This window comes from Sphaerotilus natans (assembly GCF_900156335.1).
Classification (GTDB): Bacteria; Pseudomonadota; Gammaproteobacteria; order Burkholderiales; family Burkholderiaceae_C; genus Sphaerotilus; species Sphaerotilus natans.
The window spans coordinates 19,207-32,082 of sequence record NZ_FTMZ01000023.1; the positions used below are offsets into that span (position 1 = coordinate 19,207).

Annotated in this window: 13 protein-coding genes; 7 read left to right on the forward strand and 6 right to left on the reverse strand. The window is 71.0% G+C overall.

The genetic code is table 11. The annotated features are described in order from the left end of the window. Positions 1-157 precede the first annotated feature (157 nt). Genes BW996_RS17340 through BW996_RS17350 form a run of 3 tightly spaced genes read left to right on the forward strand, consistent with a single transcriptional unit; the run spans position 158 to position 2,995 of the window. On the forward strand, positions 158-1,684 hold the full coding sequence (locus tag BW996_RS17340; RefSeq protein WP_037485101.1) for a YifB family Mg chelatase-like AAA ATPase: 1,527 nt from the start codon (positions 158-160) through the stop codon (positions 1,682-1,684). Between the two features lie 43 nt (positions 1,685-1,727). After that, positions 1,728-2,207 (forward strand): D-glycero-beta-D-manno-heptose 1-phosphate adenylyltransferase, encoded by a 480-nt coding sequence (rfaE2, locus tag BW996_RS17345; RefSeq protein ID WP_037485104.1) that lies wholly within the window; start codon positions 1,728-1,730, stop codon positions 2,205-2,207. A gap of 38 nt (positions 2,208-2,245) precedes the next feature. After that, positions 2,246-2,995 carry a 16S rRNA (uracil(1498)-N(3))-methyltransferase gene (locus BW996_RS17350; protein ID WP_076459025.1) on the forward strand — a complete coding sequence of 250 codons (750 nt, stop codon included), beginning with the start codon at positions 2,246-2,248 and terminating at the stop codon, positions 2,993-2,995. Between the two features lie 6 nt (positions 2,996-3,001). Here the strand turns inward: BW996_RS17350 and BW996_RS17355 are convergent, their stop codons facing one another. Beyond that, the gene (locus BW996_RS17355; RefSeq protein ID WP_139330932.1) at positions 3,002-3,319 is read right to left on the reverse strand and encodes a hypothetical protein; all 318 of its coding nucleotides are present in this window, start codon (positions 3,317-3,319) and stop codon (positions 3,002-3,004) included. A 177-nt stretch (positions 3,320-3,496) separates the two neighbouring features. Continuing rightward, a complete protein-coding gene (locus BW996_RS17360; RefSeq protein ID WP_037486301.1) occupies positions 3,497-4,399 on the reverse strand; it encodes a recombination-associated protein RdgC in 903 nt (300 codons plus the stop codon). A 267-nt stretch (positions 4,400-4,666) separates the two neighbouring features. Here BW996_RS17360 and BW996_RS17365 point away from each other — a divergent pair, with 267 nt between their 5' ends. After that, entirely contained in the window at positions 4,667-6,547 is a 1,881-nt protein-coding gene (locus tag BW996_RS17365; protein ID WP_037486299.1) for a phosphoenolpyruvate carboxykinase (GTP), read from the forward strand. A 115-nt stretch (positions 6,548-6,662) separates the two neighbouring features. Here BW996_RS17365 and BW996_RS17370 read toward each other — a convergent pair whose 3' ends face one another. Next, positions 6,663-6,965 carry an antibiotic biosynthesis monooxygenase family protein gene (locus BW996_RS17370; RefSeq protein ID WP_037486297.1) on the reverse strand — a complete coding sequence of 101 codons (303 nt, stop codon included), beginning with the start codon at positions 6,963-6,965 and terminating at the stop codon, positions 6,663-6,665. Between the two features lie 66 nt (positions 6,966-7,031). Between BW996_RS17370 and BW996_RS17375 the strand changes: the two genes are divergently transcribed. Both BW996_RS17375 and BW996_RS17380 read left to right on the forward strand, forming a co-directional pair. Next, a complete protein-coding gene (locus BW996_RS17375) occupies positions 7,032-7,583 on the forward strand; it encodes a YaeQ family protein (protein ID WP_037486296.1) in 552 nt (183 codons plus the stop codon). A 102-nt stretch (positions 7,584-7,685) separates the two neighbouring features. Beyond that, on the forward strand, positions 7,686-9,299 hold the full coding sequence (locus tag BW996_RS17380; protein ID WP_037486295.1) for a peptide chain release factor 3: 1,614 nt from the start codon (positions 7,686-7,688) through the stop codon (positions 9,297-9,299). A 243-nt stretch (positions 9,300-9,542) separates the two neighbouring features. Here the strand turns inward: BW996_RS17380 and BW996_RS17385 are convergent, their stop codons facing one another. Both BW996_RS17385 and BW996_RS17390 read right to left on the reverse strand, forming a co-directional pair. Then, positions 9,543-10,325 carry a hypothetical protein gene (locus BW996_RS17385; RefSeq protein ID WP_051631371.1) on the reverse strand — a complete coding sequence of 261 codons (783 nt, stop codon included), beginning with the start codon at positions 10,323-10,325 and terminating at the stop codon, positions 9,543-9,545. Then, positions 10,325-11,212 carry an aldo/keto reductase gene (locus tag BW996_RS17390; RefSeq protein ID WP_037476871.1) on the reverse strand — a complete coding sequence of 296 codons (888 nt, stop codon included), beginning with the start codon at positions 11,210-11,212 and terminating at the stop codon, positions 10,325-10,327. Before BW996_RS17390 ends, BW996_RS17385 begins: the two co-directional genes overlap by 1 nt. 122 nt (positions 11,213-11,334) lie before the next feature. On the opposite strand from BW996_RS17390, the gene BW996_RS17395 reads away from it, so the two are divergent. Further along, complete coding sequence (locus BW996_RS17395) at positions 11,335-12,516, forward strand: GGDEF domain-containing protein (RefSeq protein WP_037476873.1); 1,182 nt, start codon at positions 11,335-11,337, stop codon at positions 12,514-12,516. Here BW996_RS17395 and BW996_RS17400 read toward each other — a convergent pair. Next, positions 12,429-12,791: a DUF2917 domain-containing protein gene (locus BW996_RS17400; protein ID WP_081837876.1), complete on the reverse strand. Its 363-nt coding sequence runs from the start codon at positions 12,789-12,791 to the stop codon at positions 12,429-12,431. The two genes, BW996_RS17395 and BW996_RS17400, sit on opposite strands and share 88 nt — an antisense overlap. Between the last annotated feature and the right edge of the window lie 85 nt (positions 12,792-12,876).

Here is a 12,876-nt window from a genome sequence, read left to right on the forward strand (position 1 = left end):
CCGGCATGCCGACCCATTTCGGTGCCATGGGAATGCACCAAGCTGGTTCTGCACCCCCATCGGGGTGAGATGCAGCCCGTGATGCGCTTCGCACAATCCGCCCAGGCCCGCGGCCGGTGCACCGTCCGCGCACAGACACCTGCTGCCGCGCACCACCATGTCGCTTGCCATCGTCCACAGCCGCGCCCTGCTCGGGCTGCAGGCGCCCGAGGTGACCGTCGAGGTCCACCTCGCCAACGGCCTGCCTTCGTTCACGCTGGTCGGTCTGGCCGACACCGAGGTCAAGGAGGCGCGCGAGCGGGTGCGCGCGGCGATGCAGCACAGCGGGCTGGACTTCCCGCACAACCGGCGCATCACCGTCAACCTGGCACCGGCCGACCTGCCCAAGGAGGGCGGCCGCTTCGACCTGCCGATCGCGCTGGGCATCCTGGCTGCGGCCGGCCACATCGACGCGGCGGCGCTCGACGGGCTGGAGTTCGCCGGCGAGCTCTCGCTGGCGGGTGACCTGCGCCCGGTGCGCGGCGCGCTGCCGATGGCGCTGGCGCTGCAGCGCAGCGGGCGCGGCCGCACCCTGGTGCTGCCGCGGCGCAGCGCCGAGGAGGCTGCGCTGGTGCCCGGCCTGGCGCTGCGCTGCGCCGACCACCTCGACGAGATCGTCGAGGCGCTGCAGCCGGTCGAGCCCGGCGATCCGCCCACCCCGGTGCTGCCGCGACCGCGCCCGGTCGAGGTGCGCGAGGGCGCCCTGCTGCCCGACCTGCAGGACGTGCGCGGCCAGGCCGCGGCCAAGCGTGCCCTCGAGATCGCGGCGGCAGGACGGCATTCGCTGCTGCTGGTCGGGCCGCCGGGCACCGGCAAGTCGATGCTGGCGCAGCGCCTGGCCGGGCTACTGCCGCCGCTGTCCGAGGAGGAGGCGCTGGAATCCGCCGCGGTCCTGAGCCTGGCCGGGCGCTTCGAGCCGGCCGACTGGGCGCGTCGGGTGCTGCGCTCGCCGCACCACAGCGCCTCGTCGGTGGCGCTGGTGGGGGGCGGCTCGCCACCCAGGCCTGGCGAGATCTCTCTGGCCCATCACGGCATCCTGTTCCTGGACGAGCTGCCCGAATTCCCGCGCGGCGCGCTCGAGGCGCTGCGCGAGCCGCTCGAGAACGGCCGCATCACCATCTCGCGCGCGGCGCAGCAGGCCGAGTTCCCGGCGCGCTGCCAGCTCGTCGCCGCGATGAACCCCTGCCCCTGCGGCATGCTCGGCTCGACCGCCAAGCCCTGCCGCTGCACGCCCGAAGCGGTGCAGCGCTACCAGAACAAGCTGTCGGGGCCGCTGCTCGACCGCATCGACCTGCGCGTCGAGGTGCTGGCCATCCCGCCCGAGGAGCTGACCGGCGCGCCCGACGGCGAGCCCAGCCGGTTGGTGGCCGAGCGAGTGGCCGAGGCGCGCCGGCGCCAGCAGGCCCGCCAAGGTGGCAGCAACGCCGAGCTGGAAGCCGGCCAGCTCCACGATCAGGTGCGCGCCGAGCCTGAGGCGACACGCTTCCTCAACACCGCCGCCAGCCGGTTGGGCTGGTCGGGCCGCAGCCTGCACCGGGTGCTGCGGGTGGCGCGCACCATCGCCGATCTGGCCGAGGCCGACACCCTCGGCGTGATCCATGTCGCCGAGGCGATCCAGCTGCGCCGCGCGCTGCCGGGCCGCTGACCCGCACGCACGTCGGGCGCCCGAGCGGCGACAATCGCGCCCCATGACGCCGCCCGCCTTTCTCGACAAGCTCTGCCTGCGCCGCGACCTGCCGGCGCGGCTGGCCGCCCTGCCCCGCCCGATGGTCTTCACCAACGGGGTCTTCGACATCCTGCACCGCGGTCATGTGACCTATCTCGCGCAGGCGCGCGCGCAGGGCGCCAGCCTGGTGCTCGGGCTCAACAGCGACGCCTCGGCGCGGCTGCTCGGCAAGGGGCCGGACCGCCCGCTCAATGCCGAAGCCGACCGCGCCTGCGTGCTGGCCGCGCTCGAGAGCGTCTCGCTGGTGGTGCTGTTCGACGAGCAGACGCCGTGCGAGCTGCTGACCGAGATCCGCCCTGATCTCTATGTGAAGGGCGGCGACTACGACATCGAGACGCTCGAGGAGACGCGGCTGGTACGCAGCTGGGGTGGCGACGCCCGCGCGATCTCCTTCGTCGACGGCTACTCGACCACCGCGCTGGTGAAACGCATCCGCGCCTGAAGGCGCACGCCCGTTCCCTTCTCTTTTGCGCCTTGCCCATGCCCGCACGCCTGCACATCGAGACCGACACCGCGCTGAGCACCGGCGCCGAGATCGCGCTGCCACCCGGCCCCGCCCGCCATGTCCAGGTGCTGCGCATGCAGCCCGGCGAGACGATCACGCTGTTCGACGGCAGCGGCGGCGAATGGTCGGCCGAGATCCTGGCGATGGGGCGGCAGTCGGTGGAGGTGCGCATCGGTGCGCACGATCCGGTGGACCGCGAGCTGCCGATCGACATCGTGCTGCTGGCGGGCATGCCGGCCAACGACCGCTTCGACTGGCTGGTCGAGAAGGCCACCGAGCTGGGCGTGGCGGCGATCGAGCCGCTGGTGTGCGAGCGCTCAGTGCTGCGGCTGTCGGGCGAGCGCGCCGAGCGCCGGCGCGAGCACTGGCAGGGCGTGGCGCGCGCCGCGGCCGAGCAGTGCGGCCGCACCCGCGTGCCGCGGATCGCGCCGGTGCGCACGCTGGCCCAGGCCCTGGGCGAGGCCCGGGCCGACGCCGAAGCGCCGCTGTGGCTGCTCAGCCTGGGCGAGGCCCAGCCGCTGGCCGAGCGGGCCGCCGCGCTGCGCACGGGCGGCCGGGTCCGGGTGATCAGCGGGCCGGAGGGCGGGCTGTCGCCAGCCGAGGAGGCCGCAGCCCGCGCGGCCGGCGCGGTGGCGGTCAGCCTCGGCGCCCGGGTGCTGCGCTCGGAAACTGCGCCGCTGGCGGTGCTGGCCGCGCTGGGCCTGCAGGAACGCCTGGGGGACTGAGCCGGATCAGGTCAGCCAGGTCGTCGTCGGCACGATCGGGGTGGCGGCGTGGATCGGCGCGGACAGCGCCGCCGTCGGCGGATCGCTCGGCAGCAGCGCGTCGCGCACGGTGTCGCGCTCGTCGAGACGCTCGAGAATCTCGCGCACGAAGGTCCAGATCACCGGATCGAGCTCGACATAGCCCGGCTCGCCCGGCGCACGCAGCCAGTCGTCGAGCCGACGCCGCGACGCACCGAGACGACGCGCGAACTGGTCGGCGTCCATTCCCATGCGCTGCATGGCCTCCAGCAGGAAAGCCTGCTGGGTCTTCGGTTTCCTGTGCAAGGACATCGGATCCACCCTGATCTGGCAAATCAGTCTAGCGCGGCCTGCGGACTCCGACCCCTTTTGTCGATTCCTGTTGCAACTGACCGCAACATTTGTGGGCCATTCCCCCCAAAACGCTGAAGTTCCAGAGGAATCCAGGTGTTTTGACGCGTATTCGCGCGTATCGCCGCGGGCTCAGGATGCAGGCAGGTGCTCGCCACCCAGCGCCTCGACCAGGGCGGGCAGCAGCCGGCGCAGCTCGGCGGTGGCGATCGCGGCGTCGGCGTCGAAGCGCTCTTCCTTCGACACGCTGGCGTCGTCCTCGAACACGCCGTCGAGGAACTCGATGCGGCGAATCTGCAGCAGGTCGGTCAGCGTGAAGGAAATGCGCGCGTTCCAGGTCAGCGCCAGCCGGGTCGGCACCTTGCCCTGTCGGATGTGCTCGCGCACCTCCTCGATGTCGAGCGGGTGGCGGGCGTAGCGCACCACCGACTTCATCTCGTCGGGCGTCTTGAGCTCGCACTCGCGGTCGACCGTGAAGTCGGCCGCCGGCTCGCCGCTGAGCAGCCAGTCCGACATCACGGCCGCTGGCGACTCGTTCGTGTGCAGCGCCTGCACCGACAGGCCCGGCAGCGCCTTGACCAGCAGCGTGACCACCTCGTCGGCGCGGGTGGCGCTGCCGGTGTCGACGATCAGCCAGCGGTCGGTCGGCGACAGCCAGACATCGATGCTGCCTCGCTTCGTGAAGGCCTGCGGCAGCAGCTCCAGCAGCGCCTGCTCCTTGAGCTCCTTGGTCTGCTTGCGGCCCGGGCGGCGGCCGGTGGACTGCTCGAGCTGGTCGGCGATCTCGTCGGTACGGCGCTTGACCACCGCGCCCGGCACCACCCGCTGCTCGACCATCAGCCGCATCAGCCACTGGCCGGCGATCGACTCCAGCAGCGGCGCCTCGGCCGGGCCGCGCGGCGCCACCCAGCCGGCCGACTGCTGCTGGGTCGCGCCGCACTCGACGAAGCGGTCCTTGTCCAGCGCCGCCTCGGCCTGAAGCAGATCGGCGGCCCAGTCCGGGCCGATGCGGAACACCGTCAGGTTCTTGAACACTCGCGTCTTCCTTCCATGCAAAAGCCGATTGAAAAGCCGTGATTGTCCTGCCCCCGCAGCTGCGGGTCGAAATTCACAAAGCAGGACATTTCACCCCCTTCTAGGTTCTGGACAGCACAAGGTCATGCAAAAAACGCATGTAACCCGACTGTAATGGCCAGACCCCCACCCCTACACTGCCCCGCGGGAGGCATCCCGAAAACCACGTAGGACAGCGCGTCCGCGATCGGCTTTCGAGATGCCTTTTTCAACCTAGGAGCCCTTCCGATGAACCAACCGCTGATGGCCGGCGTCACTGTGAACGAACCCGCCTACGTCAAGAACGCCAAGCTGATCGCCTGGGTCGCCGAAGTGGCCGCCCTGACCCAGCCGGACGCCATCTACTGGTGCGACGGCTCGCAGGAAGAGTACGACCGCCTGTGCCAGCTGCTGGTCGACGCCGGTTCCTTCAAGAAACTCAACCCGGCCAAGCGCGCCAACAGCTACCTGGCCTGGACCGATCCGTCGGACGTGGCGCGCGTCGAGGACCGCACCTACATCTGCTCGGCCACCAAGGAAGAAGCCGGCCCGACCAACAACTGGATGGCCCCGGCCGAGATGCGCAGCCTGCTGCAGACCGGCGAGAACGCGCTGTTCAAGGGCTGCATGAAGGGCCGCACGATGTATGTCGTGCCCTTCTCGATGGGTCCGCTGGGCTCGCCGATCGCCCACATCGGCATCGAGCTGTCCGACAGCGCCTATGTCGCGGTCAACATGAAGCTGATGACCCGCATGGGCAAGGCCGTCCATGACGTGCTGGGCACCGACGGCGATTTCGTGCCGTGCGTGCATACCGTGGGCGCCCCGCTGGCCGAAGGCCAGAAGGACACGACCACCTGGCCGTGCAACCCGAAGACCAAGTACATCGTCCACTATCCCGAGACCCAGGAGATCTGGTCCTACGGCTCGGGCTACGGCGGCAACGCGCTGCTGGGCAAGAAGTGCTTCGCGCTGCGCATCGCCTCCACGATGGGTCGCGACCAGGGCTGGCTGGCCGAGCACATGCTGATCCTGGGCGTGACCTCGCCGGAAGGCAAGAAGAGCCATGTCGCCGCCGCCTTCCCGTCGGCCTGCGGCAAGACCAACTTCGCGATGCTGATCCCGCCGGCGGCGCTGGGCGACTGGAAGGTCACCACGATCGGCGACGACATCGCCTGGATCAAGCCGGTCGACGGCCGTCTGCGCGCGATCAACCCGGAAGCCGGCTACTTCGGCGTCGCCCCGGGCACGAACTTCAAGACCAACCCGAACTGCATGGCGTCGCTGGACCGTGACGTCATCTTCACGAACGTCGCGCTGACCGATGACGGCGACGTCTGGTGGGAAGGCATGACCGACGAGCTGCCCTCGCACCTGGTCGACTGGCAGGGCAAGGACTGGACGCCCGAGACCGCCCGCCTGCCCGACGGCAAGCTGCGCCCGGCCGCTCACCCGAACGCCCGCTTCACCATCGCCGCGACCAACAACCCGGCGCTGGATCCGGCCTGGGACGATCCGGCCGGCGTGGCGATCGACGCCTTCATCTTCGGCGGCCGCCGCTCGACCACCGTGCCGCTGGCCACCGAGGCCCGCGACTGGACGGAAGGCGTCTACATGGCCGCGACGATGGGCTCGGAGACCACCGCCGCCGCCTTCGGCGCGCAGGGCGTGGTGCGCCGCGATCCGTTCGCGATGCTGCCCTTCGCCGGCTACAACATGAGCGACTACTTCCAGCACTGGCTGAACGTGGGCGCCAGGCTGCAGGCCGAAGGCGCCAAGCTGCCGGCGATCTTCTGCGTCAACTGGTTCCGCAAGGGCACCGACGGCAAGTTCGTCTGGCCGGGCTACGGCGACAACGCCCGCGTGCTGCAGTGGATGCTGGGCCGCATCGACGGCACCGCCGGCGCCGGCAGCGAGCACATCTTCGGCGTCAGCCCGAACTACCGTGACCTGAACTGGTCGGGCCTGGACTTCAGCGAAGCCCAGTTCCAGAGCGTCATCAGCATCGACCGCGACGCCTGGGTGCAGGAAATGAAGCTGCACGGCGAGCTGTTCGAGCAGCTGGCCTACCACCTGCCGGCCGAGCTGAAGGCCACCCGCGAGAAGATCCTCGCCCAGCTCGAGGCCTGATCGCCGCCGCCGCCTCCGACGCACAAGAGAAGACAAAAGAGGCGGAGGAGACACGCCGCCAGGAAGGGCCTGCCAGGAATGGCAGGCCCTTCCTTCTTGGTCGGTCGCTCCGGCCTCAGGCCGACTTGGCCAGCAGCTCGAAGTGCTCGACCTGCGGCGGCTGCGCGAAGAACGGGCCGACGATGCCGCGCCAGGCCTGGAAGGCCGGCGACTCGCGGAAGTCGACCGTATGGTTCTCCAGCGTCTCCCACCAGATCATCAGCAGGTAGCGCTCGGGCGACTCGATGCCCTTGTTGACCTTGAAGCCGGCGAAGCCCTTGGCCTGGCTGATGACGGTGTTCACGCCATGCTGTATCGCGGCGTCGAACTCGGCCTGACGGCCCGGCTGGATGCGAATGTCGGCAACTTCGAGAATCATCGGGAAACTCCATCGATAGGGAAGCCCGGATCGTAGCGGCTGAGCCGCCCCACCTAGAATCGCCCGATGGCCATTCGCTCCACCGTCCACAAAGCCGACCTGTCGATCGCCGACATGGATCGACACCACTACGCCGACCACAGCCTGACACTGGCGCGGCACCCCTCCGAGACCGAGGAGCGCCTGATGGTGCGCCTGGTCGCGTTCTCGATGCACGCCGAGGAGCGCCTGACGCCCGCCGGCGGCATCTCCACCGAGGACGAGCCCGACTTCTGGCATCTTGACGACACCGGCTCGATCCGGCTGTGGCTGCAGGTCGGCCTGCCCGACGAGCGCCTGCTGCGCAAGGCCAGCGGCCGCTCCGACGAGGTGATCCTCTACACCTACGGCGGCCGCAAGGCCGAGGCCTGGCGCCAGGACAATGCGGCAGCGCTGGCCAAGCTGTCGAAGCTCACCATCTGGTACCTGCCGGACGACGAGTGCGAGGCGCTGCTGCCGCTGGTCGAGCGCACGATGCGCCTGGGCGCGACGATCCAGGACGGCCACCTGCTGCTCGCCGGCGACAAGGCCAGCGTCGAGATCACGCCGCAGCTCTGGCAGCGCGGGCAGGCGGGCTGAGGTCCGCCCCGGGCCATTGAGCGCCACACGGCGGCGCCACAGGCGACAATCACGGGTTCGCGCTTGCCGCGCCCCCGAACCGCGTCGTTCTTCCTCACCGCCATGTCCGACCTCACCCCCGAGATCCGCCGCCGTCGCACCTTCGCGATCATTTCCCACCCCGACGCGGGCAAGACCACGCTGACCGAGAAGCTGCTGCTGTTCTCGGGCGCAATCCAGATCGCCGGCTCGGTGAAGGCGCGCAAGGCCAGCCGCCACGCCACCTCCGACTGGATGGAGATCGAGAAGCAGCGCGGCATCTCGGTCGCCTCAAGCGTCATGCAGATGGAATATGGCGACTGCGTCATCAACCTGCTCGACACGCCCGGCCACCAGGACTTCTCGGAAGACACCTACCGCGTGCTGACCGCGGTGGACGCCGCGCTGATGGTGATCGACGCCGCCAACGGCGTGGAGCCGCAGACCCGGCGCCTGCTGCAGGTCTGCCGCGCCCGCAACACGCCCATCCTCACCTTCATCAACAAGATGGACCGCGAGGTGAAGGATCCGCTGGCGCTGATGGACGAGATCGAGCAGGAGCTGGGCATGACCGTCGTGCCCTTCACCTGGCCGGTCGGCATGGCCAAGTTCTTCCACGGCGTGATGGACCTGCGCGCCGACCAGATGCGCCTGTTCGCGCCGGGCGAGGACCGCGCCGGCGGCGACGAGGAAGTCCTGCACGGCCTGGAGAACCCGGCCCATGTCGAGCGCTTCGGCGGCCCGTTCGAGCAGGCGCTCGGCGAGGTCGAGCTGCTGCGCGAGGCCGCCCCTGAGTTCGACCACGCCGCCTTCCTGGCGGGCAAGCAGACGCCGATGTTCTTCGGCTCGGCGATCAACAACTTCGGCGTGCGCGAGATCCTCGACGCGCTGGTCGAGCTCGCCCCGCCGCCGGGCAGCCGCCAGGCGCTGGAGCGCACCGTGCAGCCCGACGAGCCGAAGTTCTCCGGCGTCGTCTTCAAGGTGCAGGCCAACATGGACCCGGCGCACCGCGACCGCATCGCCTTCGTGCGCGTGTCCTCGGGCAAGTTCACCCGCGGCATGCGCCTGAAGGTGGTGCGCAACGGCAAGGAGATGCGACCGCAGACGGTGGTGAGCTTCCTGTCGCAGCGCCGCGAGCTGGTCGACGAGGCGGTGGCCGGCGACATCATCGGCATCCCGAACCACGGCGTGCTGCAGCTCGGCGACACGCTGACCGAGGGCGAGGCGCTGCACTACACCGGCCTGCCCTTCTTCGCGCCGGAGAGCTTCCGCACGGTGGAGATCAAGGATCCGCTGCGCTCCAAGCAGCTGCGCCAGGGCCTGCAGCAGCTCGGCGAGGAAGGCGCGATCCAGGTCTTCAACCCGGTCTCGGGCGGATCGCTGATGCTGGGCGCCATCGGCCAGCTGCAGTTCGAGGTGGTGCTGCACCGCCTGAAGAGCGAATACGGCGTCGATGCGCGCCTGGACCCCTGCCGCTTCACCATCGCGCGCTGGATCACCTGCGACGACGAGGCCAAGCTGAAGAAGTTCATCGACTCCGAGCCGCTGCGCATCGCCTACGACGTGGTCGGCGCGCCGGCCTTCCTGGTGCAGTACAGCTCGGACCTGCGCGTGGCGCAGGAGCGCATGCCCGACATCCAGTTCCACGCGATGCGCGAGCACTCGGGGCGGGTGTTCGGCGCGGCACCGACGCTCTGAGGCGCTGAGGCGCAACAGCGCTGGGCGCGCCGAGAGTGCGCGACGCGTGGGTCCTCGCCTGCGTGGGTCCTCGCCTTCGCGAGGATGACGGAGGTGCCGGGGATGAGGTGGCAGGCTCACGCCGTCGTCACCCCCGCGCCGTCGTCATCCCCACGCTGTCGTCACCCCCGCGCAGTCGTCACCCCCGCGCAGGCGGGGGCCCACGATGGGCGGCCGTGTCAGCGCCGCCACCCTGCCCGCTCTTCAGCCCACCTCCGGCGCGGCGCTCTTCTTGCGCGTGCTCGTCGCCGTGCCCGAGGCGCTGGTCGCACGACCACGCGCCGGCGCGCCCAGCAGCGCCTTCGCCGCCTCGATGCGCAGCGCCATGTCCACCCGCTCGTCGTTCATCACCTGCAGCAGGAAGGCCTGCGGATCGGTGAAGGCGCTGGCGGGCGCGGCGACGGTGGGGGCGGATGCCGCCGAACCCTGCGCCGTCGGCGCTGCGGCGCGCTCGGCCACCTCGGGCAACAGCATGGCGCATTCGGCCGTGCCGATCGGGCGCAGGCGCGCGAGCAGCTCGGCCTGGCCCTCGGCACGCGGCGGGATGTCCAGCCACGGCGTCTCGGCAAAGACCGGCGCAAGGTCCGGCGCGACATAGGCCGACCAGGCCTCCTCGCCGAGCGCGGCCGGAATGCGCGGCACCTGGCGCGCGCCGTCGGCCGAAGGCATCAGCTCGACCCGGTGCGCCGGCACCTCGGCCAGATAGCGCTGGCGCAGGCACTCGAGCAGCGCATGGGCCTGCGCCGGCGGCAGCGGATCAGCCAGCGAGAACCAGAGCTGGCAGGCGTCGGTGCCCGAGACCGCGATGCCCGGTGCCGGCCAGCCCAGCTCGTCCTGCACGCCCTTCCAGACCCGGCCCAGCACGTCCCAGTCGGCCGGCCGGGCCAGCGCCAGCACCAGCGCTCGAACCTGGCCGTCCTCGCCGGGGCCGAAGAGGCGCTCGCGCTCGCTGCGCAGGCGCGGGCTGTCGATGTCGGCGGCGCTCATCAGGGCACCTCCACGCCGGCACCGGCGCTCCAGATCTCGTGCCAGGTCTCGGCGTCGAGCGTCAGCGTCTGCGCGGCCAGCGCCTCGTCGAGCGCCTCGAGGCGGCGGCTGCCGACGATCGGGCGGGGCCGGCTCGGATGGCGCAGCAGCCAGGCGTAGGCCACGGTGGCGGGCGCGACGCCGTGGCGCTCGGCGACCGCCTCCAGCACCGCACGCACCCGCAGCGCGTCGGGCTGCTGGCCCGAGAACAGCCGCCCGCCGGCCAGCGGCGACCAGATCATCGGCCGCAGGTCCAGCGCCAGCATCTGGTCGAGCGTGCCGTCATGCAGCGGCGCGCGGCGCAGCGGGCTCAGCTCGATCTGGTTGGTGGCCAGCGGCACCCACTGGTTGAGCATCGCGAACTGCGACATCGTGAAGTTCGAGACGCCGAAGTCGAGGATCTTGCCGGCCGCCTTCAGCTGCGCCACCGCGTCGGCCACCTCGGCCGGGCGCATCAGCGGGTCGGGACGGTGGATCAGCAGCAGGTCGAGGTGATCGGTCTGCAGCGCGCGCAGGCTGTTGTCGACGCTGGCGACGAGGTGCGCTGCCGAGGTGTCATACGACTTGACGCGGTGCCCCGGCCGCGCCGCGTCGACCAGACGGATGCCGCACTTGCTCACCAGCTGCAGACGTGCGCGCAGGTGCGGCGCCCGCGCCAGCGCCTCGCCGAACAGCGCCTCGGCGGTGTAGCCGCCGTAAATGTCGGCGTGGTCGAAGGTGGTGACGCCGCGCTCGAGGCACTGCTCGATCCAGCGCAGCCGCTCGGGCGCGCTCCAGCCCCATTCGGCCAGACGCCAGCAGCCGGCCACCACCGGCGACAGGGCCGGGCGCGGGGAATGTTCGCTCATCGGAAGACTCGTCATGTCGGGTTGGCGATGCGCCGGATTCTAGGCAGAGCCACACGACTTCAGTTTTTTCGATTTCTGGCCGATAGCGCCGGGAGATTCCGTCCCGACCCGAGCCCCACGCGATGAGCACGCCCTCGATCCTGACCCCCTCCGGCCGTGTCCTGACCCCGCAGGAAGCGGTGGTCGACACCGCCTTCTGGCAACTGCTGCGCCAGTTCAGCTGGGCCGGCGCGGCGCTGCATCTGCTCTACATCCCGCTGTTCCTGAGCTTCGGGGCGCGCACGCTGGCCGCCGCCAGCGTCGGCAGCGTCGGCCTGCTGGCGGTGGCCACGGTGCTGCAGCGCATCGGCCGCACGCAGGGCTCGTTCTGGGTGCTGCTGGGGGGCGTGGCGGCGCATGCGCTCTTCGGCGTGTGGTCGCTGGGCTGGGACAGCGGGCTGTGGTGGCCGCTGGTCGGGCTGCTGCCGGCCATCATCCTGCACACCCGGCTGACCGAGGACATCCGCTGGCGTGCCGCGGTCTGCCTGATCGCCGGCTGCGTGACGCTGCGCCTGGGCAGCCAGCTCGCCGCGCCGCTGCACGAGCTGCCGCCGGTGGTGCTGGAGACGCTGATGCAGGCCAATCTGCTGATGGCGCTGGTCATGCTGATGACGCTGGCCAAGGTGAGCCGCCGGCTGACCGACGAGACGACCACCCAGCTCGGCGAGCTGCTGCAGCGTGACAGCCTGACCCGGCTCGACAACCGCCGCCACTGGACGCTGCAGGCCCAGGCCCGGCTCGACGCGCGCCCGGCCGCCGGCGAGGACGGCGAGCTGCCGCCCGAGGGCCTGCTGACCGTGGCGGTGGCCGATCTGGACGGCTTCCGGCTCATCAACGAGCGCTGCGGCCACGAGGCCGCCGACCGCTCGCTGTCGGGCATCGCCCGGGTGCTGCGCGACAACCTGCGCACCACCGACCTGGTCGGCCGCTGGGGCGACGAGGAGTTCATCGTGATGATGAGCGGGCTGGACATGCCCGAGGCCTTCGAGCGGATCGAGGCGCTGCGCAACCGCATCGCCCAGCTCGGCGTGCCGCAGGCCTACGGCCAGCTGCCGGTGTCGGCGACGATCGGCCTGGCCGAGATCGTGCCGGGCGAGAGCCTGAGCGCGGCGATCCGCCGCGCCGAGCGCGCGCTGGTCGAGGGCAAGGGCGCTGGCGGCAACCGGGTCGTCAGCGCTCAGCCGCCGACGCCCGCCAGCAGCGGCCGGGCGGGCACGGCGCCCGAAGCCCCGGCCGTCGCGCTGACCGACGCGGCCGACGCCTGAGCGGGCACCGACACCGGCGCCGGACCGAAGCTCACCGAGAAGACCGCATCGGCCGCGCCGTCGGACTCGATCACCACCGTGCCGGGACCGCACAGCGCGATGTCCTCGCCAGCAGCAATGAAGTGATCGTCCGGATCGCCTTCCTGCGTCAGCCACAGCCGGCCGTGCTCGACCGCGATGCGCAGGATGCCGTCATGCGGACGGCTCAGGCAGGTCACATGGCCGCGGGGCAGCACCCGGCGGGGCGAGAATGAGGGGCAAAGGTCGCTGTCCATGACGGCACCTTAGGCGAGCGGGCGCGCACCGCACAGGCACACGCACCGACCAGCACAGCCGCGACAACATCGTTTCCAGCACCAA